The following is a 25,528-nucleotide window of genomic DNA, read 5'->3' as shown; positions in this document are numbered from 1 at the left end:
TCCATGGCCCGCTTTCACCCTCTCGAAGTCACCGACATCAAGAAAACCATCCGCGACGCGGTTGTGGTCACGCTGAAGCCCCTCAATGGTGCGGCTGCGGAGTTCGACTTTACCCAAGGCCAATACCTGACGTTTCGCCGCGATTTTGACGGCACCGAGCTGCGCCGCAGCTATTCGATCTGTGCAGGCAAGGACGAAGGCATCCTGCAGGTAGGCATCAAGCGCGTGGATGGCGGGGCTTTTTCCACCTGGGCCAATACGGACCTCAAGGTCGGTGACACGGTCGAAGCGATGCCGCCGCAGGGGCGGTTTTTCACCGATCTCGATGCCGCCGCCGAGAAACACTATCTCGGCTTTGCCGGGGGCTCTGGCATCACGCCGGTGCTGTCGATCCTGAAGACCACCCTGCAGGCAGAGCCTCAGTCTTGTTTCACGCTGGTCTACGCCAATAAGGGCATCAACTCGATCATGTTCCGCGAGGAAATCGAGGATCTGAAGAACCGCTACATGGGGCGCCTGTCGGTGATCCATGTGCTGGAGGCCGACGCGCAAGAGGTCGATCTCTTCACCGGTCTGGTGACGCAGGAGAAATGCGCCGAGCTGTTTGAGCGCTGGATTCCGATCCAGAGCGTCGACACGGCGTTTATCTGTGGACCCGAACCGATGATGCTCGGCATAGCCGAAGCCCTGCGCACGGCAGGGCTCTCGGATGAGCAGATCAAGTTCGAGCTCTTCGCGTCCAATCAGCCGGGGCGGGCTGCAAAGAAGGCCACAAGTGGTGATGCAGCAGCCAGCGCCCCGGTCACGGCGGCGATCACGCTGGATGGGGCCACGCGCTCTGTCACCCTGGATCGCAATACCAGCGTTCTGGAAGCCGCTCTGGAAAATGCGATGGACGCGCCTTGGTCCTGTCGGGCAGGCGTGTGTTCCACTTGCCGCTGCCGCGTCATCGAGGGCGAGGTCGAAATGGCCGCGAACCATGCGCTTGAGGATGACGAAGTGGCCAAAGGCTTCGTGCTCTCCTGCCAGGCCTACCCGCTGAGCGACACCCTTGTGGTGAGCTACGACGAGTAATCTGATAGACCCCGCCAGATCGGGGGGGGGGGGGCAGGCCCTGCGAAATGTGTCGATTTGGCCTTTCGGCTGGACCTCCTGTGGCACGCGCCCTAACGTCCCGACAGATCACCTAAGACATTCCAAGATCCGAGGTTCCCCTATGGCTGTCGGCAAGACCATTCGTACTTATTTCAACGGCCAGTGGCATGACGGCGATGTGCCGATCATGTCCGCCGCCGATCACGCCGCGTGGCTCGGCTCTTCCATTTTTGACGGCGCGCGCTGGTTTGATGGGGTGAGCCCGGATCTTGATAAACATTGCGCGCGGGCCAATGCCTCTGCAGAGGCGCTGATGATGGCGGCCACCGTGCCTGCCGACGAGATGGTCGAGATTGTGCGCGAGGGTCTGAAAGGATTCTCCCCCGATAGCGCGGTCTATATCCGCCCGATGTACTGGGCGACTGATGGGGACCAGACCCTGATCGCGCCGGCGCCCGAGGCGACCCAATTTGCCATCAGCCTCGAAGAAATTCCGATGGCAGCAGAGAGCGCGTCTGCCACGCTGACCCGCACCCAGTTTCGCCGCCCGGTGTTGGAATCTTCGGTGGTCAATGCCAAGGCCGGCTGTCTCTATCCCAACAATGCCCGCATGTTACGCGAGGCACGCGCCAAGGGCTTCACCAATACGCTCACCTGCGATGTGATGGGGAATGTGGCCGAAACCGCCACCGCCAATATCTTCATGGTGAAGGATGGCGAAGTCTTTACCCCGATTGCAAATGGCACCTTTCTGGCGGGGATCACCCGCGCGCGCCACATCGAGAACATGCGCGCAGATGGGATCACCGTACATGAGGCGGTGCTGAGTTATGCCCATTTTGAGACTGCGGATGAGGTCTTTATGTCCGGCAACATGTCCAAGGTCACACCGGTCACCGCTTTTGACGATGTGAGCTATCAACACGGCCCAGTCACTCGCCGTGTGCGCGAGCTCTACTGGGATTGGGCGAAATCCGGGGCCTGAAACGGCGCAATCTCTCGCCTCATCCCAGACCTCTGGCCAAGTACATCCATCCCGTGCTGAAGCGCTGCGGATCTTTGGGGCATCGCGGCGTGCGAGTTCTATTGCGCGGGGTGGTTGCATCCGCCAATATGACATGAAGAAGTCAGCAGAGGTTTAGATGCGCAAGTTTCTTGTCGTGTTGGACGACAGCCGAGAATGCCTGAATGCGATGCGCTTTGCCGCGATGCGCGCCGCCAATACTGGCGGTGGCGTCGTCATCCTGTCGGTGATCCCGCCGGATGAATTCAATCACTGGATCGGGGTCGGTGAAGTCATGCGTGAAGAGGCGCGCGAACGGATTCATGCGCATTTTGAGGTCTTCGCGAAATGGATGCGCGACCGGCAGGGCGTGGACCCGGAACTGGTGATCCGCGAAGGCGATACGGTTCCCGAAATCCTCGCCCAGATCGAAGCGGATCCCGAGGTGGGTGTTCTGGTGCTGGGCGCGGCCAGCGATCGCAAGGGCCCCGGCCCGATCGTGACACAACTGACCCGGACGGCAGGCACGCTGCCGTTTCCGATCACAATTGTGCCTGGCGATATGTCGAAAGAGCGGCTTGAAGCAATCACCTGAGCAGGGCTTGCTCGCTTTGGACCCGCTCGTGGCGCGGCCCTGAAGACAGCTATGTGCAGTCGTGCCATTGCGCCCTGGTGGGTGGCATCACCGCGCGGCCGGTCTTGAGAGAATAAATCGATCGATTGCCTATCAGGACACGACCCAAACACGGTGGACCAAACACGGCTGGTTCAGTCGCCCCAGACCACCCCGACACGAGCCTCACCAGAGATATGAATGCCGGGGTCTGTCGGCTCGACCGGCTCCTTGAGAGGGGCGCCACTGTAGTCGCAGCCGAAGATCCCCATCAGGCACAGGAACAACGCTGCGCGCATCACAGGCCAACGCTCACGCTTACGGGACCTTTCCGGACCCCGATTGCGCCGCCGACATGCACGCCGCTGCCGGAAATCCCAAGACCCGCATTGAGGCTCGGACGCACCGGCTCCCCATCCGCACCGCATGCTGCAAGCAGCGCCGCTACACCCAAACACATCAGAACGCGGGTCATGTTATCTCTCCTTGTCTCAGGGGGTTAGCCCAAGATCTCTTTCCAACGCGCCACCTGCGCGCGTACCTGCGCGGGAGCGGTGCCGCCGTAAGACATGCGCGAGTTTACCGAATTCTCCACGCCCAACACGGTAAAGATATCCTCGGTGATGCCCTCATGCACAGACTTCATGTCTTCAAGGCTCAGATCCGGCAGATCCACGCCGCGGCCCTCGGCCATCGCGACGAGCGCGCCGGTCACATGGTGGGCATCCCGGAACGGCACTTTCAGGACCCGCACCATCCAGTCCGCCAGATCGGTGGCCGTCGAGAAACCGGACCCCGCCGCGGCCGCCAGGCTTTCGCGGTTGCCGGTCATGTCCTTCACCATGCCTTCCATCGCAGCAAGTGCGAGCATCCAGTTATCGGCGGCGTCAAAGACCTGCTCTTTGTCTTCCTGCATGTCCTTGGAATAGGCCAGCGGCAGGCCCTTCATCACCATCATCAGCGCCGTGTTGGCGCCAAAGATCCGTCCCACCTTGGCGCGGATCAGCTCGGCGGCGTCTGGATTTTTCTTTTGCGGCATGATCGAGGAACCGGTGGAGAAGCGATCCGAAAGCGTCACAAAACGGAACTGCGCCGAGGACCAGATCACCAGTTCTTCGGCAAAGCGCGACAGATGCATGGCGCAGATGGAGGCAACCGAGAGGAACTCCAGCGCGAAGTCACGATCCGACACCGCATCGAGCGAATTGGCCGTCGGGCGATCAAACCCCAGCGCCTTGGCGGTCATCTCGCGATCAATCGGGAACGAAGTCCCTGCCAGCGCCGCAGAACCCAGGGGCGACTCGTTCATGCGCTTGCGCGCATCGCGCACCCGGCTGAGGTCGCGGCCAAACATCTCCACATAGGCCATCATGTGATGCCCCCATGTGACCGGCTGCGCGGTTTGCAGATGGGTAAAGCCCGGCATCACCCAATCCGCGCCAGCCTCGGCCTGATCGACCAGCGCTTTGATCAGCGCGAGAAGACCCTTTTCGGCGGCATCGAATTGGTCGCGCACCCAGAGTTTGAAATCGGTTGCGACCTGGTCGTTGCGCGAGCGACCTGTATGCAGACGACCTGCAGGCTCGCCAATGATCTCTTTGAGGCGCGCTTCGACATTCATGTGAATGTCTTCGAGCGCAGTAGAGAACTGAAAACTGCCGCTTTCAATCTCTGACAAAACGGTGAGCAACCCTTCACGGATCGCCTCGGCGTCATTATCCGTAATGACACCGGTCGCGGCGAGCATCGCCGCATGAGCCCGAGAGCCAGCAATATCCTGCGCTGCCATGCGCTGGTCGAACCCGATAGAGGCATTAATTGCCTCCATGATCGCGTCCGGTCCGGCGGCAAAGCGGCCGCCCCACATCTGGTTCGAGGTCTTGTCTGTCATGGCCCAACCTTGGAGATACTATGCGTATTGTTCGTCAGCTTTCCCTTTATATGGCCCTTGCCCTCGGTGCAAATGCCGCCTTCGGTGCCGACCTCAGCGCGGTAGAAGCCCTGCGCGAGGGCGACATGAAGAAACTGGTCTTTCACACCGAGGCAAAACCGGCGTCTGATGCGACGTTCGAGCTGGCGGATGAGGCCGGTCAGGGGCATCTGTCCGACTATGAGGGCAAGTATGTCTTGCTGAACTTCTGGGCCACATGGTGCCCGCCCTGCCGCAAGGAAATGCCGATGCTATCGGCGCTGCAGGAGGAATTTGGCGGCGACAGCTTTGAGGTCGTGACCTTGGCGACGGGGCGTAACAACCCGGCCGGGATCAAGAAATTCTTTGACGAAATCGGTGTCACCAACCTGCCACGTCACCAAGACCCCAAGAGCGCCGTGGCGCGCGACATGACGGTACTGGGTCTGCCCATCACCGTGATCCTCGACCCCCAAGGCAATGAGATTGCGCGTCTGCGCGGTGAAGCGGACTGGAATTCCGACAGTGCGCGGGCGGTCATTCGCGCCTTGGTTGCGGGATCCTGAGGCTGCTCTCTCGATCGGCGGGACCCTGTGTTCCAGGGTCCTGCAGAGGGTAACTAAAATTCGCGTTTTAATTCCTGCTCAACTCTTTTGAGAGACGGTAGACTTCAATTTACAACTCGGATGGCTTCCCTTGCGCAAGGGCACCGCAAACCGTTGGGGCTGAGAACGTGAAGAAACGGCATTTCTGGAAAAACGACATCCCGGAAGGGGCAGAAAACCCGCTATCGGCCGCCATCGTGGCGCGCGATCGCAATGTTGTGGATATGGTGGCAGAGGCCGTACGACACGATCAAACCCTCCTCGCCTACCAGCCCGTTGTGCAAAGCCGCGCGCCCGACGCGATCGCCTTTTACGAGGGCTACATCCGCGTAATGGACGCCACCGGCCGCATCATCCCCGCGCGCGAATTCATGAGCGTGATTGAGGATCGCGAACTGGGGCGCAAACTCGACTGCCTTGCGCTTGAACAAGGGCTGCGCGTTCTGCAGCGCAATCCCAATATCCGCCTCTCGATCAACATGTCCGCCCGCTCTATCGGCTACAGCCAGTGGAACAAGGTTCTGGAACGGTTTCTTGAGCGCGATCAGTTCCTGGGCGAGCGACTGGTGCTGGAAATTTCCGAAGCCTCTGCCATGGCGACACCCGAACTCGTGATCGACTTTATGGACCAGATGCAGCAGCACGGCATTGCCTTTGCGCTCGACAACTTCGGGGCTGGCACCACTGCCATCGGCCACTTCCGTGACTTCTTTTTTGATGCGGTGAAGATCGATGGCCAATATGTGCGTGGGGTTCACGCCAGTCACGACAATCAGGCGGTCATCAAGGCGCTGATCGCCATTGCCAAGCAGTTCGACATGTTCATCGTGGCGGAGTCGGTTGAACGGCAGGAGGATGCCGACTTCCTTATCGAGGCCGGGGTCGATTGCCTGCAGGGGTTCCTCTACGGCGCGCCAACCATTTCACCGCCCTGGCAGAACGAAAACGATTCGCGCGCCCGCGCCTGAGCGCTGCCATAGACACGGCACAGGTTCCGCATCTAAACGGCAGTTGGACATCCCTGATGCCATAACTGTGATTGGTGTGAACCTGAACCAAAGCCGCGCATGAAGCAGCCCGTTGGGTCCGTCCGGGCCGCTCCCGAAACGTTTACGGTCACGCGCGTCAAAAGGGCGCGACCGCGTTTGTTCCTGACTGGACCTACATCTGCCTCATTATCGATCGTGGAGGGTTAGCGTTTGTTCGGGACTATCCTCTGGTCTCAAGCGCGCACCTTTCCATTGTAAGCCTCACCTCTAACCTGTTCCCAGGGCTGCGCCCCCGTGCGCCCCCACCCCTGCGGTCCTGCCCTTTCACATCCGATCAATTCTCTAGCCGCGCTGACGCCTAACCCCTGTGGAACAGTCGAAACCATTGCTGCACGTGCACGGTTGGGCTATGCCTGAAGGGAAGGGAGGAGACGTTGCGCGATCAGGGTAACGCAAAAAGGCCCCACCGCGTCGGCGTTTCCGCAGAAATTGCAGAGGATTGACCGAATGACCAACGTAGTAATTGCATCCGCAGCCCGTACCGCTGTCGGCAGCTTTGGCGGCGCCTTCGCCACCACACCGGCCCATGATCTGGGCGCCGCTGTGCTCGAGGCGGTTGTGGCCCGTGCAGGCATCGATAAATCCGAGGTCTCGGAAACCATCCTGGGCCAGGTGCTGACCGCGGCACAGGGCCAGAACCCCGCCCGGCAGGCCCATATCAATGCAGGTCTGCCCAAAGAATCCGCCGCCTGGGGCATCAACCAGGTCTGTGGCTCCGGTCTGCGCGCTGTTGCGCTTGGCGCGCAGCACATCCAACTGGGCGACGCCTCCATCGTTGCCGCAGGTGGTCAGGAAAACATGACTCTCAGCCCCCATGCTGCCAACCTGCGTGCCGGTCACAAGATGGGTGACATGAGCTACATCGACACGATGATCCGCGACGGGCTGTGGGACGCGTTCAACGGCTATCACATGGGTCAGACCGCCGAGAACGTGGCAGAGCAATGGCAGATCTCGCGCGACATGCAGGACGAGTTTGCGGTTGCCTCTCAAAATAAAGCCGAAGCCGCCCAGAAAGCGGGCAAGTTTGCCGATGAGATCGCGCCTTTTGTGGTGAAGCATCGCAAGGGCGACATCACCGTGGACGCGGATGAATACATCCGTCACGGCGCAACCATTGAGGCGATGCAGAAACTGCGCCCCGCCTTCACGCGCGATGGCTCGGTCACCGCGGCGAACGCGTCCGGTCTGAATGATGGCGCGGCCGCGACCCTCTTGATGAGCGCGGATGAAGCCGAAAAACGCGGAATCGAGCCGCTTGCCCGCATCGCGTCCTACGCAACCGCCGGCCTCGATCCGTCGATCATGGGTGTCGGCCCGGTCTTTGCCTCCCGCAAGGCACTCGACAAGGCGGGTTGGAGCGTGGACGATCTGGATCTGGTCGAAGCCAACGAGGCCTTTGCCGCGCAGGCCTGTGCAGTGAACAAGGACATGGGCTGGAACCCTGAAATCGTGAACGTCAACGGCGGCGCGATTGCAATCGGCCACCCGATTGGCGCGTCTGGGTGCCGCGTTCTGAACACCCTGCTGTTTGAAATGAAACGCCGTGGCGCCAAGAAAGGCCTCGCGACACTCTGCATCGGTGGGGGCATGGGCGTCGCCATGTGCGTAGAGCGCCCGTAAAACGTGCAAGGATGCTTGCAAAATAGGCAGTTTTTTGGGGCGTCCGCGGGCGCCCCTTTGTTTTTCGTTTCCCCGTTACAATCTAAAGCATAGTGTAGGCGCAGCCTGATGCACGGCGGCTTTCTGCATGTGCAAATTGGCTGCGAAATTTTATTGCCCCTCGACTGCGCAGTGTGCAATAAGATTGCGAAGTGAAGTAAAGAAGTTGGAGGACTCCTCACATGGCTCGTATTGCCCTTGTTACCGGCGGATCACGCGGTATTGGCGCCGCTATTTCAAAGACTCTTCAGGCGCAGGGCTGCCAGGTCGCCGCGACCTATGCCGGCAATGATGCCGCAGCAGCACAGTTTACCGAAGAAACCGGGATCAAGACCTACAAGTGGAACGTGGCCGACTATGAGGACAGCAAGGCCGGGATCGCACAAGTCGAAGCCGACCTTGGCCCGATCGACATTGTCGTTGCCAACGCGGGGATCACCCGCGATGCGCCATTTCACAAAATGCAACCTGAACAATGGCAACAGGTGATCGACACCAACCTCACTGGCGTGTTCAACACCGTGCACCCGGTCTGGCCCGGGATGCGCGAACGGGGCTTTGGCCGCGTGATCGTGATCTCCTCGATCAATGGTCAAAAAGGCCAGTTCGCACAGGTCAACTATGCCGCCACCAAGGCAGGTGACCTCGGCATTATCAAATCCCTTGCGCAAGAAGGCGCCGCCAAGGGGATCACGGCGAACGCGGTTTGCCCGGGCTATATCGCGACAGAAATGGTCATGGCTGTACCTGAAAAAGTGCGCGACGCCATCATCGGTCAGATCCCCACCGGTCGCCTTGGTGAGCCCGAGGAAATCGCACGCTGCGTGGCCTTTCTGGCGTCGGATGATGCGTCCTTTATCAATGGTTCGACCATCTCCGCAAATGGCGGCCAGTTCTTCGTGTAATACCTCTCGCGACATTGAAGTGCGCATGAAAAAGGGCCGGTTCTTCACGAACCGGCCCTTGTCATATCCCGTAAGTGCCTGGTTTCAGCTCGCGCGCGCTGAGGCCCAGCGGGAAATCCGGATGCCGTGCGATGACTCGCGACGGCGGAAAAACATCCATGTGAGCGCATCACGCAGGACCTGCGCACGCGCTTCGTGGGCCCGGGCCATGCCCTGTTTCACTTCGGCTGTTGCAGCATATTCAATCATCCTGAGCACCTTTCGGTTTAGCGTCTCTGTTGTGGGTTCAATATGCGCATTTGAAGCATTGACGACAAACGAGAGTTTTGCGACGCTCAGTTAAGTTATTCTTGAGTGTCAAATGTCAGACCGACTCCCCCCTCTCACAGCTCTGCGCGCGTTTGACGCTGCCGCGAGACATATGTCTTTTGCAAAAGCCGCCGACGAGCTCAGCGTGACGCCTGCGGCCCTGTCTTTTCAGATCAAATCGCTGGAGGAGCATCTGGGCGCGCCGCTCTTTCGCCGTCTCAACCGCGCCGTCGAGCTCACAGAGGCAGGTGCGGCGCTTGCGCCTGGCGTGGATGAGGGGTTTCAGGCCCTGAGCGCGGCGTGGCGGCAAGCGCGGCGGGTTCTCGATACCACGTCGCTCACCGTGACCGCAGGGCCAGCGCTGACGGCAAAGTGGTTGGCGCCACGGCTCTATGAGTTTGCTCGTAGCCACCCGGACATTGACCTGCGCTTGTCTGCAGGCCTCAAGATGGTGGACCTGCGGCGCGATCACGTCGATGTGGCCATTCGATTTGGCTATAGCGTTGACGATTATCTTGTGGCGCAAGCCGCGCGCCCTGAATGGCTGACGCCTGTGATGACGCCGGAGCTATGCGCAAAGTACCCAACCCCCCAGAGCCTGCGCGATGCGCCTCTCATCTATGATGACAGCATCGGTTTTCTCAGCCCATCTTGTGATTGGCCAACATGGTTCCGCGCCATGGGGCTGGAGTTCACACCCGGTCACGGCACGCATTTTTCTCACGCTGATCACGCCATCGACGCTGCCTGCGCCGGGCTCGGCGTGGCGCTCGGGCGACGCCCGATGATCATCAAGGATGTACAGGAGGGGCGCCTGGTCGCGCCCTTCAAGGTCGCGATCGAAACAGATGCCAAGTTTCATTTCCTCTGCTTGCCCAGTTCGCAGGATCGCCCGCAGATCAGGGCTTTTCGCGAATGGTTCTTTTCGGAGATTGAGAAAACGGCGCATATGTGGGACGACTTCACGATTATCCCCGTTAAGGATCTTTAGCCAGATATGACTCGTCCTCGCGCTACTGCAGTCGGATTTGTTGCCGTTCTTCTGTGGGCGCTTCTGGCGCTCTTGACGGTCGGTTCCAGCCCAACGCCCCCCCTGCTTCTCAACACCATCTGTTTCACCATCGGCGGCATCATCGGCCTGATCTGGGTGCAGATGACGGGCAGCTGGGCAGAGCTCAGACGTGTCCGGCTTAGGGTCTATGCCTTCGGATCGATCGGTGTCTTTGGCTATCACGCACTCTACTTTTCTGCCCTGCGCGCGGCGCCTGCGGCCGAGGCTGGCCTGATCGCCTATCTCTGGCCTTTGCTGATCGTCCTCTTGTCGGGCCTCCTACCCGGAGAGCGGTTGCGCGCGGGGCATTTCATAGGAGCAATTTTGGGGTTTGCCGGAGCGGCCTGCATTATCACCGGCGGCGGTGTCGGCTTTCAGGCGCAGTATCTCCCGGGCTATGGTCTTGCACTGCTCTGCGCCCTCTTTTGGTCCAGCTACTCCGTCGGATCTCGCCTCATTGGGGATGCGCCGACGTCATCGGTGGCTGTGTTCTGCCTTTTGAGCGCCGTTGCTTCTGGCGCATTGCATGTTCTGCTTGAGGACACCATCTGGCCTGCGAACTCGCTGGGGTGGGCCTCGGCGCTGTTGTTGGGCTTAGGTCCTGTGGGGCTGGCCTTTTACGTTTGGGACATCGGGGTCAAGCAGGGGGACATCCAGATGCTTGGAACCAGCTCCTATGCGGCGCCCTTGTTGTCGACGTTGATTCTGGTGCTCGCCGGAATCGCCGCCCCCACCTGGGGACTGGCACTCGCGACTGTGTTGATCACGGCAGGCGCCGTACTGGCAGCGCGTGCCTCTGCCAAGGCCCCTGCGCACACCCTCGTCGAGGGGCAAACCGTGACACCGCCTGCCGGATAATCTCAGCTGGAACAAGAAAGGCCCCGCATCTGGCGGAGCCTTGGCTTGTGGTTCTGCGCGTGATCTCACTGCAGACTGCAGTGCGCTCTAGGGCGCGTCGGCGCAGGGGCCGACGCTGCTTTGATCAGACTGGCGACAGACGCTCAATCTCGTCTTTCAGGCGCAGCTTCTCTTTCTTGAGGGACTTCACATGCATGCGGTCAATAGCTGGAGATCTTTCCGCTTGTTCGACTTCAAAACTCAGATGCTCGTGCTTCTTCTTCAATTGGTTCAGATGCGAGCTGAGGCTCATGTCGTTCCTCCTTCTACAAAGCTTGATGTCATCAACATGGGGATTGGAGCATGCTTCTTTCAAGCTGTCACGCTGCATACGCACAATTCGGAACGTTTCTTTCCTACAATTTGCAACTTTTGGCCATTTCCCGCCGATTGTGGCCGATAAACCGGCAACTCGCCTCTGATCCCCAGGCGCCAAAGCATAAAGGGAACGCAAATCGTCGCAGAGCCCTTGTGGCCCAAAACGCTCAGTTGCGTCCGACGTCGGGCCAGGGCAACGCGCTACCTTCGCGCAGAACCGCGCGCACCGCTGGACTATAATCCTCGCCATCCCGGTGATGGGCGACGCCTTCATGCATGACCAAAGGGGCGTGCAGTCGAAACTCTGCGCGCCCGCCTTTGCGAGCCCTCAAAATTACGAGTTCGGTTGCGCGCCCAACACGTGGTGAAAGCGGCAGCACTTCGAGTGAGCCAAGCCGTCCTTGCGCTGCGGCAATCATGTCCGGCAGACGTTCGACCCGCTGGATCATGTGCAAATAGCCCTTTGGGGTAAGCCTGCGCGCGGCGACATCGAACCAGAGCTCAAGCGGCGTGCCTTCGCCGAGCGCGGTACGGCGACCTGGGTCCTTGGCCTGGCTGTGCGCGCCCGCGCGATAATAGGGCGGATTGGCGATCACATGCGAAAACCGCCGTTGGCGCAATGTGGCTGGCAGATTGCTCAGATCGGCTGCGACGACCTCTGCCGGAACGGCGTTGACTGCGGCATTTCGGCGCGCAAGCTCGGCGTAGGCAGGTTGCAATTCCACCCCGACAATCGAGAGGCCCGAAACCCGCGCCGCCAGACACAAGAACGCCTGCCCTGCCCCACAACCCAGCTCCAGCACAGAATCGCCGGATCTCGCGTTGACAGCGGCCGCCAACAGCACCGGATCAACGCCCGCACGATACCCGCTCTTGGGTTGCAAGAGCTTGATCTGGCCGCCCAAAAACGCGTCCTGGCTCAGCTCATCTTGTGCAAAGCTCTGAGGCTCAGCCACGGTCCGACACCGGCAAATCATTGTCGCGCATGACCACCTGAGCATCCTCGAGATCATCAGCGTGCACCAGAAGCCGGCGCGGGAAAATCCCGATGCCGCCTTCAAGCACGCTCATATTTACGTCCATTTCAAAGCAGTCTATACCCTCTCCGTTAAGAAGGGCGGTGGCAAAGGCCAGAACCGTAGGGTCAGTGCTGCGCAAAAGTTCCTTCATATCCATGGATCTAAGGGCAAGACCGGGGTCTTGTCGAGCCTATCAGTCGGGAATGTGATGAACCAGGTGATGACAAAGACTCCGCAGGGAAAGCCTCATGAATTGCTGGCCGAGACACTGGCTCCGGAACTGGAGGCGGTAAACCTTCTCATTCGCGAGCGTATGGCGTCTCAGCATGCGCCACGGATTCCCGAGGTCACGGCCCATCTGGTCGAGGCGGGCGGCAAACGTCTGCGCCCGATGCTGACCTTGGCTGCGGCGCGGATGTGTGGCTATGCGGGAGAACATCATCTGAAGCTCGCCGCTACGGTGGAGTTCATCCATACGGCGACACTCCTGCATGACGATGTGGTCGACGAGAGCGCGCAGCGCCGGGGTCGGCCCACGGCGAATCTTTTGTGGGACAACAAGAGTTCGGTTCTGGTGGGCGACTATCTCTTTGCTCGCAGCTTCCAGCTCATGGTCGATACCGGGTCACTCCGCGTGCTGGATATTCTCGCCAATGCCTCGGCCACGATTGCCGAGGGCGAAGTCCTTCAGATGACCGCGGCAACGGATCTGGGCACCACGGAAGAAATCTACCTACAGGTTGTGCGTGGCAAGACCGCGGCGCTGTTTTCGGCAGCGACAGAGGTCGGTGGCGTGATTGCCGGGGCCAGCGAGGCGCAGGTCAAGGCACTGTTTGATTATGGCGACGCGCTAGGTATCGCCTTCCAGATCGCGGATGATTTGCTGGACTATCAAGGCGATACAGCCAAGACTGGTAAAAACGTCGGTGACGATTTCCGCGAGCGCAAGCTGACCCTGCCGGTCATCAAGGCGATTGCGCAGGCCGGCGACGAAGAGCGCGCCTTTTGGCACCGCACAATCGCCAAAGGCCGCCAGGAAGAGGGCGATCTTGAGCATGCTCTGTCGCTGATGGCGAAATACGCCACACTGGAGGCAACCCGCGCCGATGCGATCGGCTGGGCGGACAAGGCGAAATCTGCACTGGCGGACCTGCCCGAACATCCGATCCGCACACTGCTGATTGACCTCGCCGATTACGTTGTATCCCGTCTGAACTGACCCCTGTGCGCCAGTTTGCGCCCACGGGCGCCTTGGAGCAGACTTTGGATCAGGCGCGCAATCAGCTGAGTTCGGTTGCCACACACCACCACTCTGGGTGCTCTGCGCCGATCTCATAGGCTGCAAAATGCGCCGCCTTCAAAGTCGGGTAGATCGCAAAGCATGTCGATCCGGACCCCGACATTCGGGCCAGAAGCGCAGCGCGAGAGGCACGCAGGTCACTCAGAACGCGCTCGATCTGGGGGGCCGCCGCGATCGCTGCGGGTTCCAGATCGTTGCGCTGCGCTCCGAGCCATCCCGCACAATCCGCGACACCATCAAAAAGCGGGACCTCCGCGGGCATAGGGTCATTCTCACGCGACGCAAGCCCGGAAAACACCGCGCCCGTGGGCACTTCAACGCCGGGATTCACCAGTAGCGCGGGCAGTTTGGGCAGCGGGATCGGAGTGATCTTTTCGCCGATCCCCCGCATCCGCGCGGCTGAGGCATGCATGCAGACCGGAACATCCGCCCCAAGCGACAAGGCCAAGGCTTCTGGCACAGTGTGTCCCTGCGAGCGAAATGCGTTCAAAACAGCACCCGCATCAGAAGATCCGCCGCCGATTCCCGCCCCATGAGGCAGAGATTTCTCAAGTCCGATATGCCCGCGCCAATCCGCGCCTTCGGCGGCGCGCCAGACCAGATTACGCGAGTCCTCCGGGACCCCATCCGCAAAAAGCCCCGAAACAGTAAGCGACAGCGCCTCAGCCTGGGACAGCTGCAATCGGTCGCCTATGCTTGCAAATGCAACCAGACTATCCAGCAGGTGATACCCATCCGCGCGGCGCCCCGTCACATGCAGCGACAGGTTGACCTTGGCCGGCGCAAAAACCTCAGTGATCGTCATTCGCAACCTGAAGCGGTTCTGCCCCTTCTTCGGCCAGGACCACATCAAGCCCAACGTCGAGCTTGCGGCGAATGCGATCCGGGTTGGCCTCGGCGTCCTTATCCTCAGGGTCCACAAAGGAAAGCGCGCGCCGCCACTGGAACTCGGCCTCCAGCTTGCGCCCAACCGCCCAATAGACATCCCCGAGGTGATCGTTCACCACCGGATCCACGGGCATCAACTCGACTGCGCGTTCCATATGACCGACGGCTTCGTCATAGCGGCCCATCCGGTAAAGAACCCATCCAAGGCTGTCGATGATATAGCCACTCTCGGGGCGCGCAGCGACGGCGCGCTCGATCATGGAAAGTGCCTCGTCCAATTTTTCCTGCCGCTCCACAAGGGAGTAGCCTAGGTAGTTCAGAACCTGCGGCTGGTCCGGGTCGATCTCAAGCGCGGCGCGAAAATCCGCCTCGGCCGCCTCCCAGTTCTTCAGACGTTCGTTACAGATGCCGCGCGCATAATAAAGGAACCAGCGGTTCGTTGTCTCATCGGGGCTCAGTTCGAGCGCGCGGGTATAGGCCTTTGCGGCTTCGGCATAGTTTTCCTGCTGCCGCATAAGGTCGCCCAGATCGATATAGACCGCGACATGCTGCGGGAAATCGCGCGCCAGTTGTTCCAGCACTTCGGCGGCGGCCTGCGGATTGGCCGATCGCCGCAGCGCCTCGGCACGACCAAGCTCGGCAGCATGGAAATCAGGGTGATCACGCGGCACCTGCTTGTAGGTGGCGATCGACAGTTCGTAACGGCCCATTTGATCCAGAAGCCCCGCGCTCAGAAGCACGGCATCCACATGGCCGGGGCTGAGTTTTGCGGCCATGCGTGCATACATCAGCACATAGTCACTCGCTGCCTCGCCCGAAAGCGCCTGACCAAGGCTGTAGAACACCTCTGCCATGCCATCGCGTGCGGTCGGCGTAATCGAGAACCGTAAGGTCTCTCCCATGGCGAGTTGATCTGCAAACTCCGTAAGCGCAGGGTCGAAGCCTTCGCCAAAGCTGTCGACCAGCACCTCAAGCGCCTGATCGTTGCGCCCGAGTTGTGACAGGACCTGTATCCGCGCGATTGCAGCCCGGCGCGAGGACCTGCCTAGCTGGCCCTCATTGGCGGCAAACAGTTGGTCTGCGCCCTCGTAATCTCCGACCGATGCAAGCGCCAAGGCCTTGTGGTACAAAGCAAAAAAGCGCAGCCCGTCCTGTTGTGCCACGGTGTCGAACTGGTCGAGTGCCTGCGAGACCGCGCCTTTGCCCATATAGGCCCAAGCATCCAGCAGCCCGTCGACCAGCGGGCTGATTTCAAACTGTTCGGAATCGCGTGCAAGCAGGGCGTCATAGTTTTCCTGCAGTGCAAGATTGCCTGCCATGACGATATTGGCGACCTGACTGCTCACACCTGCCTGCCACATCCGCTCTGCCACCGGCAACGCGGATTCGACCTCTCCAAGCGCAAGCTGCGCATAAACGAGGTTCTCCATCAGGGTGATGTTCTGCGGATCGCGCACCAATGCACGCGTGTAATATTTGGCGGAGGCGGCAAAGTCGCTTTCATAGGTCGCGGCCCGTCCAGCGAGATACGCGCCCGCCAGCCCATCCGCCACCGCCATCGGCCCGGTGGTCAGCAAAAGCGCGGCTGCGCAGGTCAAAGAACGGAGATAGGATACGGGCACGAATGGGCCTCCCCAGCAGGATCACAACACATCTGAACAGGAGCGTAGACGCCAGTCCCGAGATGCGCAATGGGGCGACCCGCAGGCCGCCCCATCAAAGTGATCACTGATTGCAAATCCGCTGTTACATGTTGGGATAATTCGGTCCGTCACCGCCCTGCGGCGTGGTCCAAGTGATATTCTGGCTTGGGTCCTTGATGTCGCAGGTCTTGCAATGGACACAGTTCTGGAAGTTCACGACAAACTCTGGCTTACCGTCTTTTTCCACGACCTCATAAACACCTGCCGGGCAGTAGCGCTGCGCAGGTTCGTCATATTTCGGCAGATTGACCGAAATCGGCGTGTCCTTGTTCCCCAGACGCAGATGGCAGGGCTGGCTTTCTTCGTGGTTGGTCGCCGCAAAGGACACGTTGGTCAGGCGGTCAAAAGACAGCACGCCATCGGGCTTGGGATAGTCGATGGATTTGTGGTTCTCCGCGGGCTCGGTTGCCTCCGCGTCATTCTTGCCATGCCCCAGCGTGCCAAACAGCGACAGCCCAAAGAGGTTGTTGGTCCACATGTCCAGACCACCCAGCGCGAGCGACGCTGTGAGACCCCATTTGGACCACATCGGTTTGACGTTGCGGACCATCTTCAAATCCTTGCCGATGGGGCCGTCGCGCACGTCTGCCTCGTAGCCGGTCAGCTCATCGGACTGACGGCCTGCCTTGATCGCCTCAAAGGCAGCTTCGGCGGCCGCTTTGCCCGAGAGCATCGCGTTATGGTTGCCCTTGATGCGCGGCACGTTGACCATGCCCGCGGAACAGCCCAGAAGCGCGCCGCCCGGGAAGGTCAGTTTCGGCATCGACTGATAGCCGCCTTCGGTGATTGCGCGTGCGCCATAAGCGACGCGTTTGCCGCCTTTCAAAAGCTCCGCCACCATCGGGTGATGCTTGAAGCGCTGGAACTCCATGTACGGATAGAGATGCGGGTTCTTGTAGTTCAGGTGAACTACAAAGCCGACATAGACCTGATTGTTATCAAGGTGATAGATGAAAGAGCCACCGCCCGCGTTGGAATTCAGCGGCCAGCCCATGGTGTGGGTGACAGAGCCTTCCTTGTGCTTTGCGGGATCAATCTCCCAGATTTCTTTCATACCGACGCCGTATTTCTGCGGCTCCTTGCCGTCAGAGAGACCGTATTTGGCGATGACTTCTTTCGACAGCGAGCCGCGCACGCCCTCGGAGAGGAAGACGTATTTGCCGTGCAATTCCATGCCCGGCTCTGTGTTGGGGCCGTAAGAGCCGTCTTCCTCAAGACCAAAGACGCCCGCGACCACGCCTTTGACCTCGCCGTTGTCGCCATAAACCAGTTCGGAGCAGGCCATGCCGGGAAAGATCTCAACACCCAGTTCCTCGGCCTGTTCCGCCATCCAGCGGCAGACATTGCCCATGGAGACGATGTAGTTGCCGTGGTTGTTCATGAGTGGCGGCATTGGTGCGTTTGGAATACGGATTTCGCCCGCTTCGCCCAGCATGTAGAAATTGTCGTCCTTGACCGGCACGTTGAGCGGCGCGCCCTTGTCTTTCCAGTCAGGCATCAGGGCATCAAGGCCGCAGGGGTCAAGCACCGCGCCCGACAGGATATGCGCTCCTACTTCGGAGCCCTTCTCCAGAACCACAACCTGAAGGTCGGCATCCAGTTGCTTCAGGCGGATCGCGGCCGAAAGACCGGCGGGACCGGCCCCGACGATCACAACGTCGTATTCCATTGCTTCGCGTTCAATCTCGGCCATTCGAGGTGCTCCTTGGCTATCGTGCGGACCCGCGCATCTGGTCCTTGGCTGGTTGGCGCATCATGAGTGCGCTGTCATTCGGGCGCAACATTCTTGCGCGGTTGCTTAGCTGGTGCAGCATGGACAGGTCAATCCATACCCTACGTAGGTTCTCTGACAGACCCCGAAACATGCCGTATCGCGCGCCGGTTTTCGTCACCCAAGACGCAAATAACGGCGTTTATCGACAGGAGTGTCAAGTTTTTGGCCGATCCCCCATCAGATAGCGGGGCCCCTGACCATTTTTTGCGGCGCGGTCGTCAGCATTGTAGAGTGCGCAGGTCGGCAGCGACAGGCAACCACAGCCAATGCATCCGTCGAGATCGTCGCGCAGCTTCTCGAGCATCGCGATTCGCGCATCCAGGTGGGTGCGAAACCCCTCCGACAAGCGTGACCAGTCTTCCTTGGTGGGGGTGCGTTTATTGGGCAGGCTTTGCAGCTGTTCACGAATCTCGGGCAAGGTGAAGCCAAACTTCTGCGCAATCAGGATGAAGCTCAGTCGCCGGATGTCAGCGCGATGAAAGCGGCGCTGTCCGCCCGCATTGCGCCACGGCTCCAAGAGACCTTGTGTTTCGTAGTAGCGTATCGCCGAAACCGCGAGGCCTGTGCGTTCCGCAAGGTACCCGATCGACAATCCGTGTGATGCTGGCATGCGGTGGTCCTCTTCTGGTGGGAGAGTTGCACAGGAGATTTCTGCACTACGGGAAAATCTCGCGGCTCTGAAAAAACACCTTGAGCTAAAGTTAGGTTTAGAAATTATCACCGAAGGAGGCAAGACAAAAGAAGGAGCCTCAGCGATGTCAGCCACGCTCGAACACGCAAACATCTGTGTTACCGATCCACATAAGACCGCCGCCTGGATGGAAAAAGTCTTTGGTTGGCGAATCCGCTGGCAGGGTCCCGCCATTGGCGGGGGCTATTCCGTGCATGTGGGCTCGGATAACAGCTATCTCGCGCTTTATGCCCCGCCTGAGGATCTCGGCGAGGCGCCCGCACGGTATTCCGCGAAGGGGGGGCTCAACCATCTTGCGGTGGTGGTTGCGGACCTCGACGCGGCGGAACAAGCCGTTTCAGACGCAGGTTACACCCCGAGAAGCCATGCAAATTACGAACCTGGCCGACGCTTCTATTTTGAGGACGAAGAGGGCGTGGAATATGAGCTTGTTCAATATGATTGATGCGCTGTTTTTCGCGACCTATGGCCCGCGTGGGCTTGGTACCGATGGTCTGTTTGGTCGCCACTGGCGCCCCCGGGCGCGCGCGCCGCGCCTGCCACCATCCCTGCCGGAACGTGCCTCGCAGGGGCGTTAAACCCAAGTCCGCGACAGCAAAACCCTGCACAACCTGAGACGCCCCCCTTGCAATTGCGTCCGCGATTGGGTCAGGTATTTGCCAACACGACGGCTCGCCCCGCTGCTCTTCGCGGCGGGGCGGCGGCGTTCATGAGCATGTGACAACAAAAGAACGAACCACGAAAGCGGACAAGACCATGGACAAGATCCCGATGACGCCGCAGGGCTTTCACGCCCTCGAAGCAGAACTGAAGAACCTCAAAAGCGTGGAGCGCCCGGCGATCATTCAGGCCATCGCCGAAGCCCGCGAGTTGGGCGATCTGTCGGAAAACGCAGAATATCACTCTGCGCGTGAGAAGCAGTCCTTCATCGAAGGCCGCATCAAGGAGCTCGAGGGCGTCTTGTCTCTGGCCGATGTTATCGATCCGTCAAAGCTCTCCGGTGCGATCAAATTCGGCGCCAAGGTCACCGTGGTCGACGAAGACACCGATGAAGAGAAAACCTGGCAGATCGTTGGCGAACACGAGGCGAATATCGAAGCGGGTCTTTTGAATGTGAAATCTCCGATTGCACGCGCCTTGATCGGCAAGGAAGAAGGCGACAGTGTAGAAGTGCGCACGCCCGGTGGTGATCGCTCCTACGAAATTTTGGACATCACTTACGGTTAAGTAGAAACGCCGCTGCGCGGGACGGACAGGCAAAGCATGACCAGTGAACGCAGTCCAAACGAACAGACCAAGGCACCGCGGCAGTCTGATCTGAGACTGCCTGAGCTTGAGAGTGGTTCGCGCCCTTCCCTCGGCCTCGCCGAAGCGATCGCTCTTGTGCTTGGGGTCTTGTGGGCTCTGGTCGTGGTGGCCGTCTACGTCCTGGCGCCGGACATGGCGCTGTCGACGGAATGGAACGCCCCCCTCGTGCGAATTCTGGCAGTGATGCTGCCGGTGTTGATGCTGCTGGTGGCGGCCATTGCTCTGCGCTCTGCCCGCATCATGCGCGAGGAAACAGAGCGCCTGCATGCGGCGATTTCGAGCCTCCGGCACATGTATCTTGCCCACACGCAGGCCGCTGCGGTGGTGTCAGAGCCTTCGGTCGCCAAAAAGCTCGACGAGATTGCCGAAACCGCGCGCAAAACGGAAACCGTGCTTGCCACGTTCCAGTCCTCTCGCGCCACGCCAACACGCCTTGCGATTCCATCCAAAGCGATGGAGGCCGTGGCCGAGCAGGGCTCGTTCGAACTGGGCACCTCCGCCGAGGAAATTTCGCCGCCGCTCTCCAACGATCACTTCATCCGCGCGTTGAATTTTCCCGATTCGGCAGAAGATGAAGAGGGATTCGTCTCTTTGCGCCTTGCGCTCAAGGATCGGCATGCAGCACAGGTGATCCGCGCCGCGCAGGATGTGCTGACGCTCCTGAGCCAAGAGGGCATCTATATGGATGACCTGCGCCCTGACCGCGCCCGCCCGGATGTCTGGCGTCAGTTCGCCCATGGTGCGCGTGGCCGGTCGGTGGCGGCGCTTGGGGGTGTTCGGGATCGCTCGTCGCTGGCGCTCTCCTCGGCGCGCATGAAACAGGATCCGCTGTTTCGCGAGAGCGCCCATCACTTCTTGCGCCGGTTCGATCAGATTTTCACCCGTTTTGAGCAAGACGCTTCGGATGCGGAGATTTCCGCCCTGAGCGACACCCGCACGGCCCGCGCTTTCATGCTGTTGGGGCGTGTTGCCGGGACCTTCGACTGATCTGCTGGGGTAGTGCGCGTGAACATAGCGCTTCGCCCAGCCCGCCCAGAGGATGCCTCCAGTCTGGCAGCCCTCTCGATAGAGGTTTGGGTCGGGACCTACCTGCGCCAGGGCATCACAGCGCATTTTGCAGACTATGTGCTCTCGGAATTTACGCCTGCCCGAATGGAGGCATTGATCCACGCGCCGGATCAAACCATCATCGTCTCGCAGAACGAGGATGGGATCGATGGCTACATCCGGGTGTCGCACCGCTGCCCGGACCCGCTGGCGGGCGGCCACCAGACCGAGGTCGCCACGTTATACGTGCAACCTCGTCATCAGGGTAAAGGCCTTGGCCGCGCGTTGTTGTTGGCAGGCATGCAGGCCGCTCGTGAGGCGGGAGCGACTTCGATCTGGCTCACCACCAACTCTGAGAATGCGCCCGCCATCGGCTTCTACCTTGCTCAGGGCTTTGAGCGGATCGGCATCACACAGTTTCTCATTGAGGATCAGGCCTATCAAAACGACGTTTTTGCACGGGTGCTAGACCACTGATGACGTCTGGCGAGGCCTGAAGTTCGGAGACTCTCCCGCCGGTCACTCCTGCATGATAAATTCACCCGTTCCCGTCGGACGCAGCAGCCTTTGGGAGAGGCCCGCGTTTTATCACCTTGGTTGTGGTTCAAATACGACCACAGCGCGCCCGTAGGGCGCGCTGCCGGGCCCAAACGGGAGTGGTGACATCTGCGATGGTGCCGCGTTCGGCGGGAGGGCCACCCCGGCTGTTACCCCATGCAAAAGCTGGCGAAGGGAATAAATCGCACAGGATCTCCGGGCGCGACATCCATCGCCCCATCAGGCAACTCTACCAGCCCCTCGGCCCAGCTGAGGCCCGAAATCCGGCCTGAGCCTTCGGATTTGAACACCTCCGCACATCCCGACCGCATGCGCGCGCGCAGGTATTCCCGCCGCCCCGGTTTCTTTCGCTTGGAGAACGCGGCTGGCACCTCAAATCCTTGCGGCTCAGACCAGCCCGCCCCCGCCAGAAGGCCCATCGCGGGGCGTGCAAAGACAAGCGTACAGACCAAGGCGGCAACAGGGTTGCCCGGCAGGCCAAAGACGGGCGTGCCCTGCCACATCCCAAGCGCCAGTGGACGTCCCGGTTTCAGGGCAATGCGCCATTCCTGCATGGCGCCAGATTCGCGCAGAAGGGCCGAGACATGATCCTCGTCCCCCGCGGACGCGCCGCCACTGGTCAGAATCACATCCGCCTGTGCAGCCGCCTGATCCAGCGCTGCTGCGAGCGCTGCGCGATCATCCTGGATGCGCCCCATGTCGACCGTGGCAAATCCAAACTGCTGCATCAGCGCCAACAGCATCGGACGGTTGGCGTCATAAATTTGCCCGTCTCGCGCGGCCTGCCCCGGCTCGACCAGTTCATCGCCGGTGGAAATCACCGCGACTCTCAGGCGCTGGCGCACCACCAGACTGTTAAGCCCCGTTGCAGATGTCAGCGCGAGATCCGCAGGCGTCAGGACGCGCCCCCTGCGCAATATCACCTCGCCAGCGTTCACATCTTCGCCCGCTTTGCGCGTATTTGCCCCCTGCTTGAGCGGTCCGTTGAAGGCGATCGACTGACCATCGGTGCGAACGTCTTCTTCCAACACGACGGTATCAACACCTTCGGGGAGTGCCGCACCCGTCAGAATTCGGATGGCGTGCCCTTGAGGCACAGTTCCTCCATAGGGCACCCCGGCTGCGGCGCGCCCCTCCTGAAGGGGTAGCACCTGCGTTCCCTCCGGGCGTCCACCCGCAAATCCATACCCATCTACCGCCGTGTTGGGTTGCGGTGGGTTGGACCTGAGCGCCACGGCATCCTCGGCCAGCACCCGCCCAAGCGCCTCGGAGAGTGACACGGTCTCCGCTGACGTCACCGGCCCCAGGCGTTCTTCCAGCAGGGCCAGAGCCTGATCCACCGGGGTCCAATCCACCCCTTGCGGCAAGGCAAAACAGTCATTGCTGAGGGGCGGCGGGGTCAGGGTCATCGATCAGGCTCCACAGCGAAAATCCAGCCCTCTTCCAATGCGATGGGGGCAGTCACGGTCAGATAACGGTTCAGGTCTGCCACAGGCAGCCCCGCAAGGTCCAGAGCAACAGAATGTACCTGCCATGCGTCTTTGATCCACCCGTCTGGACAGGCACCAACCGTGAGTGATGGCCAGATCTCCAACAGCGCGACCGGGGTCTCCAGAGGCTCGAAGGGCCAGACGGAGACATGGGGGGCAAATTCGCGCCGCAACCGCTGCAGGACCGGCAAGCCCATCATGACCTGCCCTCCGACCGAGCCCGCACCGGACATCTGCCAGCAGGTAAAGCTGCCCTTGGCGCGGTATTCCACCTGTCTGCGCTCCGCAAAGGGGTTGTGATACTGTGTTTTGCGGCGCGGCAGACCCGCAATATCGCGCGTCAGGCCATTGCCCCAAAAGGGCCCCTCGCCCTGCCCTCCGGGCTGAAGACGCAGGTTGATTTCGCCCGCGAGATCAAATCGGTTGTTGAGCTTTGGCGCATCCTCGATCCGGTCTGCAAACCACTGCCACATCGCAAGTGGATCTGCCTCCCCCGTGAGTGCCGCTGAAAAACCCTGCGGGTAGCCAAAGGGAAAGTCAAACCCTATTGCCAGACGCCTTCCTGCGCGGAGTTCGCTATCGACGAGGTCCATGAGCCAGTCCGAGGCCAGTTGCCTGTTGCGCAGATAGACCGGCGCCTGTGCTTCTCCGGTGCGGACCACGCAGGCCCAGATCGCATCCCGGCGCGGTGTGGGCCCTGTATCGTTGCCGCCGGACCAATCGAGCATTGCAAAACTGTCAAACGCAGTCAGAGCCCCAGCTCCTTTGCGATGAAATCAGCAATCTCAGGTGTGGCGTCGAGATCAAGAACCGGACGATCCAGATCGAGCGGCGTATCAGAGGCAATAGCGCGGATGGTTGGGTCGTCGGGCGCAATCAGCGCAGTCCCCGCCTCGGCGCGGTGGGCTTCGATCTTGGGGTGGGGTTCGCGCTTGTAGCCTTCTACCAGGATCAGATCGACCGGGCGCATTCTCGCCAGAAGCGCGGTCAGAGAGGGCTCATCAGAGCCGCGCAACTCTTGCATGATGGCCACCCGGTTCGGAGAGGCCAGAACCACCTCGGACGCACCAGCCGCGCGGTGGCGGTAACTGTCGGTGTCGGGCTGGTCCACATCCGTGCTGTGATGGGCGTGCTTCAGGGTCGACACCGTGAGACCCCGCGCGGTGAACTCGGCCACCAGCCGCTCCATCAGACCTGTCTTGCCGTTGTTCTTCCAGCCGGTGACACCGTATATTTTCATCACAGCAATGCCTCCGCCCGCGCAAGGTCTTCGGGCGTATTGACGTTGAAAAACGGATCAAATGGCTCTGCGTCAAAGAGCGCCTCGCGCCCGTCGTGCCGATCGGTCCACAAGACCACCTTGCGCAGCCCATTCTGCAGGGCCGCGCGCAGATCGTCGCGCAGCGCCACGGGCCAAAGCCCGAAAGTCGGATGCCGGTTCACGCGCCCCTTGCCACCCGATTTGAGCATTTCATCGCCACTCTTGGGGGTGGTGGCCAGAACCAGCGGAGTGTCCTGTCCATCTGCGGCTGCAACCAGTTGCTCCACCAGATCAGTCGGGAAAAACGGCGTGTCAGCCGCCACCGAGACAATGGTATCTGCGCCCTGCTCTGCCGCCCAATCAAGGCCGGCAAGAACCCCCGCCAACGGACCCGCAAAGCCGTCGATACTGTCCGGGATGACCGGCAGCCCAAAATCGTCAAACCGCGCCCCGTCACCATTGGCGTTGAGCGCCATCTGACGCACTTGCGGTGACAACCGGTCGATGACTCGCGCCATCAAGCTCTGACCGCCAAGGGACAAAAGCCCCTTGTCCCCACCCCCCATCCGGGTGGCGAGACCACCGGCAAGGATCACTCCGAGTGGCTGGGTCATGTCACATTCTCCGTCCAAGGGGCAGGCCATAACACCAAGAGAGCCGCCACTGTGACGCCTATACTCAACCATAAGAGTGCCCACGTAAAAAAGAACCCAAACAGCACCACGGCGAGCGCCTGCATCAAATAGACCGAAAGCGCCAAGCACCGATAGGACTGCAAGGCCGACAATGCCTCTTGCGAGTGGACGAGCTGTGGTGGCGCCCCCCAAAGCGTAAGCCGCCAAAACAATCTGCGATGCGAATAGTCTTGGCGAACACCCAGTGTCGACACAATGGGGTTTTCAATTCGCCACCCCAAGGTGGTGCGGTGCTCCCAAGGGGTCGTCTCCATTGCGCTAAAATACCGCCCCAAAGTCGAAGTCATTTTCCAGAAGAACGCAAGCGCAGAGAAGCCGACCACTATCCACGCCATAAAACCAAAAACGCCCCATATCCCAAAATCACGTTCCATGGCT

The 25,528-nt window shown here is 60.5% G+C and carries 31 protein-coding genes; 15 read left to right on the top strand and 16 right to left on the bottom strand.

Annotation, left to right across the window (positions count from 1 at the left end; all coding sequences use genetic code 11):
- Window positions 1-3: 3 nt before the first annotated feature.
- The 3 genes from ACZ1HH_RS15065 (at window position 4) to ACZ1HH_RS15055 (ending at window position 2,693) form a co-directional block, all read left to right on the top strand.
- Window positions 4-1,074, top strand: coding sequence for a 2Fe-2S iron-sulfur cluster-binding protein (locus ACZ1HH_RS15065; RefSeq protein ID WP_472635210.1), 1,071 nt, complete (start codon window positions 4-6; stop codon window positions 1,072-1,074).
- Window positions 1,075-1,216: 142 nt separating this feature from the next.
- Window positions 1,217-2,080 carry a branched-chain amino acid aminotransferase gene (locus ACZ1HH_RS15060; protein WP_011537334.1) on the top strand — a complete coding sequence of 288 codons (864 nt, stop codon included), beginning with the start codon at window positions 1,217-1,219 and terminating at the stop codon, window positions 2,078-2,080.
- Between the two features lie 157 nt (window positions 2,081-2,237).
- Window positions 2,238-2,693, top strand: a complete 456-nt coding sequence (locus ACZ1HH_RS15055) for a universal stress protein (protein ID WP_011537335.1) — start codon at window positions 2,238-2,240, stop codon at window positions 2,691-2,693.
- A 173-nt stretch (window positions 2,694-2,866) separates the two neighbouring features.
- Here the strand turns inward: ACZ1HH_RS15055 and ACZ1HH_RS15050 are convergent, their stop codons facing one another.
- The 3 genes from ACZ1HH_RS15050 to argH are packed head-to-tail and all read right to left on the bottom strand — an operon-like array spanning window position 2,867 to window position 4,602.
- Entirely contained in the window at window positions 2,867-3,010 is a 144-nt protein-coding gene (locus ACZ1HH_RS15050; protein WP_472635209.1) for a hypothetical protein, read from the bottom strand.
- A complete protein-coding gene (locus ACZ1HH_RS15045; RefSeq protein ID WP_472635208.1) occupies window positions 3,010-3,186 on the bottom strand; it encodes a hypothetical protein in 177 nt (58 codons plus the stop codon). Before ACZ1HH_RS15045 ends, ACZ1HH_RS15050 begins: the two co-directional genes overlap by 1 nt.
- A 24-nt stretch (window positions 3,187-3,210) precedes the next feature.
- Window positions 3,211-4,602 carry an argininosuccinate lyase gene (gene argH, locus ACZ1HH_RS15040; RefSeq protein WP_011537337.1) on the bottom strand — a complete coding sequence of 464 codons (1,392 nt, stop codon included), beginning with the start codon at window positions 4,600-4,602 and terminating at the stop codon, window positions 3,211-3,213.
- A 20-nt stretch (window positions 4,603-4,622) separates the two neighbouring features.
- On the opposite strand from argH, the gene ACZ1HH_RS15035 reads away from it, so the two are divergent.
- The 4 genes from ACZ1HH_RS15035 to phbB all read left to right on the top strand — a co-directional run bounded on the left by ACZ1HH_RS15035 (window position 4,623) and on the right by phbB (window position 8,841).
- On the top strand, window positions 4,623-5,186 hold the full coding sequence (locus ACZ1HH_RS15035; RefSeq protein WP_168610045.1) for a TlpA family protein disulfide reductase: 564 nt from the start codon (window positions 4,623-4,625) through the stop codon (window positions 5,184-5,186).
- Between the two features lie 167 nt (window positions 5,187-5,353).
- The gene (locus tag ACZ1HH_RS15030) at window positions 5,354-6,193 is read left to right on the top strand and encodes an EAL domain-containing protein (RefSeq protein ID WP_011537339.1); all 840 of its coding nucleotides are present in this window, start codon (window positions 5,354-5,356) and stop codon (window positions 6,191-6,193) included.
- Window positions 6,194-6,721: 528 nt separating this feature from the next.
- On the top strand, window positions 6,722-7,897 hold the full coding sequence (locus ACZ1HH_RS15025; RefSeq protein ID WP_168610840.1) for an acetyl-CoA C-acetyltransferase: 1,176 nt from the start codon (window positions 6,722-6,724) through the stop codon (window positions 7,895-7,897).
- Window positions 7,898-8,118: 221 nt separating this feature from the next.
- Window positions 8,119-8,841, top strand: a complete 723-nt coding sequence (phbB, locus tag ACZ1HH_RS15020; RefSeq protein ID WP_011537341.1) for an acetoacetyl-CoA reductase — start codon at window positions 8,119-8,121, stop codon at window positions 8,839-8,841.
- Between the two features lie 84 nt (window positions 8,842-8,925).
- Here the strand turns inward: phbB and ACZ1HH_RS15015 are convergent, their stop codons facing one another.
- On the bottom strand, window positions 8,926-9,090 hold the full coding sequence (locus ACZ1HH_RS15015; protein WP_472635206.1) for a hypothetical protein: 165 nt from the start codon (window positions 9,088-9,090) through the stop codon (window positions 8,926-8,928).
- 112 nt (window positions 9,091-9,202) lie between these two features.
- Here ACZ1HH_RS15015 and ACZ1HH_RS15010 point away from each other — a divergent pair, with 112 nt between their 5' ends.
- Window positions 9,203-10,141: a transcriptional regulator GcvA gene (locus ACZ1HH_RS15010; protein ID WP_011537342.1), complete on the top strand. Its 939-nt coding sequence runs from the start codon at window positions 9,203-9,205 to the stop codon at window positions 10,139-10,141.
- A 6-nt stretch (window positions 10,142-10,147) separates the two neighbouring features.
- Window positions 10,148-11,059 carry an aromatic amino acid exporter YddG gene (yddG, locus tag ACZ1HH_RS15005; RefSeq protein ID WP_487320490.1) on the top strand — a complete coding sequence of 304 codons (912 nt, stop codon included), beginning with the start codon at window positions 10,148-10,150 and terminating at the stop codon, window positions 11,057-11,059.
- Between the two features lie 124 nt (window positions 11,060-11,183).
- Here the strand turns inward: yddG and ACZ1HH_RS15000 are convergent, their stop codons facing one another.
- The 3 genes from ACZ1HH_RS15000 to ACZ1HH_RS14990 form a co-directional block, all read right to left on the bottom strand.
- Window positions 11,184-11,351, bottom strand: a complete 168-nt coding sequence (locus ACZ1HH_RS15000) for a YdcH family protein (protein ID WP_011537344.1) — start codon at window positions 11,349-11,351, stop codon at window positions 11,184-11,186.
- Between the two features lie 232 nt (window positions 11,352-11,583).
- Window positions 11,584-12,393 carry a tRNA1(Val) (adenine(37)-N6)-methyltransferase gene (locus ACZ1HH_RS14995; RefSeq protein ID WP_472635205.1) on the bottom strand — a complete coding sequence of 270 codons (810 nt, stop codon included), beginning with the start codon at window positions 12,391-12,393 and terminating at the stop codon, window positions 11,584-11,586.
- Window positions 12,365-12,586 carry a putative signal transducing protein gene (locus ACZ1HH_RS14990; protein ID WP_472635204.1) on the bottom strand — a complete coding sequence of 74 codons (222 nt, stop codon included), beginning with the start codon at window positions 12,584-12,586 and terminating at the stop codon, window positions 12,365-12,367. The genes ACZ1HH_RS14995 and ACZ1HH_RS14990 overlap by 29 nt, the downstream gene beginning before the upstream one ends.
- A gap of 57 nt (window positions 12,587-12,643) precedes the next feature.
- Between ACZ1HH_RS14990 and ACZ1HH_RS14985 the strand changes: the two genes are divergently transcribed.
- Window positions 12,644-13,654 carry a polyprenyl synthetase family protein gene (locus tag ACZ1HH_RS14985; protein ID WP_472635620.1) on the top strand — a complete coding sequence of 337 codons (1,011 nt, stop codon included), beginning with the start codon at window positions 12,644-12,646 and terminating at the stop codon, window positions 13,652-13,654.
- Window positions 13,655-13,715: 61 nt separating this feature from the next.
- Here the strand turns inward: ACZ1HH_RS14985 and ACZ1HH_RS14980 are convergent, their stop codons facing one another.
- The 4 genes from ACZ1HH_RS14980 to soxR form a co-directional block, all read right to left on the bottom strand.
- A complete protein-coding gene (locus tag ACZ1HH_RS14980; RefSeq protein ID WP_472635203.1) occupies window positions 13,716-14,540 on the bottom strand; it encodes a 4-(cytidine 5'-diphospho)-2-C-methyl-D-erythritol kinase in 825 nt (274 codons plus the stop codon).
- Window positions 14,527-16,245, bottom strand: a complete 1,719-nt coding sequence (locus ACZ1HH_RS14975; protein WP_416370105.1) for a tetratricopeptide repeat protein — start codon at window positions 16,243-16,245, stop codon at window positions 14,527-14,529. The genes ACZ1HH_RS14980 and ACZ1HH_RS14975 overlap by 14 nt, the downstream gene beginning before the upstream one ends.
- 124 nt (window positions 16,246-16,369) lie before the next feature.
- On the bottom strand, window positions 16,370-18,019 hold the full coding sequence (locus ACZ1HH_RS14970; protein ID WP_472635202.1) for an electron transfer flavoprotein-ubiquinone oxidoreductase: 1,650 nt from the start codon (window positions 18,017-18,019) through the stop codon (window positions 16,370-16,372).
- 235 nt (window positions 18,020-18,254) lie between these two features.
- Entirely contained in the window at window positions 18,255-18,710 is a 456-nt protein-coding gene (soxR, locus tag ACZ1HH_RS14965; RefSeq protein WP_416370103.1) for a redox-sensitive transcriptional activator SoxR, read from the bottom strand.
- A 145-nt stretch (window positions 18,711-18,855) separates the two neighbouring features.
- Here soxR and ACZ1HH_RS14960 point away from each other — a divergent pair, with 145 nt between their 5' ends.
- From ACZ1HH_RS14960 to ACZ1HH_RS14940, 5 genes are all read left to right on the top strand, one after another.
- The gene (locus ACZ1HH_RS14960) at window positions 18,856-19,236 is read left to right on the top strand and encodes a VOC family protein (RefSeq protein ID WP_011537352.1); all 381 of its coding nucleotides are present in this window, start codon (window positions 18,856-18,858) and stop codon (window positions 19,234-19,236) included.
- Window positions 19,214-19,369, top strand: a complete 156-nt coding sequence (locus tag ACZ1HH_RS14955; protein ID WP_472635200.1) for a hypothetical protein — start codon at window positions 19,214-19,216, stop codon at window positions 19,367-19,369. The genes ACZ1HH_RS14960 and ACZ1HH_RS14955 overlap by 23 nt, the downstream gene beginning before the upstream one ends.
- A 178-nt stretch (window positions 19,370-19,547) precedes the next feature.
- Window positions 19,548-20,018, top strand: coding sequence for a transcription elongation factor GreA (gene greA, locus ACZ1HH_RS14950; RefSeq protein WP_011537353.1), 471 nt, complete (start codon window positions 19,548-19,550; stop codon window positions 20,016-20,018).
- 36 nt (window positions 20,019-20,054) lie between these two features.
- Complete coding sequence (locus tag ACZ1HH_RS14945; protein WP_487320489.1) at window positions 20,055-21,086, top strand: hypothetical protein; 1,032 nt, start codon at window positions 20,055-20,057, stop codon at window positions 21,084-21,086.
- Between the two features lie 24 nt (window positions 21,087-21,110).
- A complete protein-coding gene (locus ACZ1HH_RS14940; protein ID WP_472635619.1) occupies window positions 21,111-21,623 on the top strand; it encodes a GNAT family N-acetyltransferase in 513 nt (170 codons plus the stop codon).
- Between the two features lie 230 nt (window positions 21,624-21,853).
- Here the strand turns inward: ACZ1HH_RS14940 and ACZ1HH_RS14935 are convergent, their stop codons facing one another.
- Genes ACZ1HH_RS14935 through ACZ1HH_RS14915 form a run of 5 tightly spaced genes read right to left on the bottom strand, consistent with a single transcriptional unit; the run spans window position 21,854 to window position 25,524 of the window.
- The gene (locus tag ACZ1HH_RS14935) at window positions 21,854-23,113 is read right to left on the bottom strand and encodes a molybdopterin-binding protein (RefSeq protein ID WP_472635199.1); all 1,260 of its coding nucleotides are present in this window, start codon (window positions 23,111-23,113) and stop codon (window positions 21,854-21,856) included.
- Window positions 23,110-23,922, bottom strand: coding sequence for a molybdopterin guanine dinucleotide synthesis (locus tag ACZ1HH_RS14930; protein WP_472635198.1), 813 nt, complete (start codon window positions 23,920-23,922; stop codon window positions 23,110-23,112). The genes ACZ1HH_RS14935 and ACZ1HH_RS14930 overlap by 4 nt, the downstream gene beginning before the upstream one ends.
- Before the next feature lie 20 nt (window positions 23,923-23,942).
- Window positions 23,943-24,434: a molybdopterin-guanine dinucleotide biosynthesis protein B gene (gene mobB, locus ACZ1HH_RS14925; RefSeq protein WP_472635197.1), complete on the bottom strand. Its 492-nt coding sequence runs from the start codon at window positions 24,432-24,434 to the stop codon at window positions 23,943-23,945.
- On the bottom strand, window positions 24,434-25,069 hold the full coding sequence (gene mobA / locus ACZ1HH_RS14920; RefSeq protein WP_472635196.1) for a molybdenum cofactor guanylyltransferase MobA: 636 nt from the start codon (window positions 25,067-25,069) through the stop codon (window positions 24,434-24,436). Before mobA ends, mobB begins: the two co-directional genes overlap by 1 nt.
- The gene (locus ACZ1HH_RS14915; RefSeq protein ID WP_472635195.1) at window positions 25,066-25,524 is read right to left on the bottom strand and encodes a hypothetical protein; all 459 of its coding nucleotides are present in this window, start codon (window positions 25,522-25,524) and stop codon (window positions 25,066-25,068) included. Before ACZ1HH_RS14915 ends, mobA begins: the two co-directional genes overlap by 4 nt.
- Window positions 25,525-25,528: the final 4 nt, after the last annotated feature.

The organism is Epibacterium sp. HA2-3, assembly GCF_055693725.2.
The sequence above is the reverse complement of the archived record's forward strand: the minus strand, read 5'-3'. Positions and strand labels throughout refer to the sequence as shown.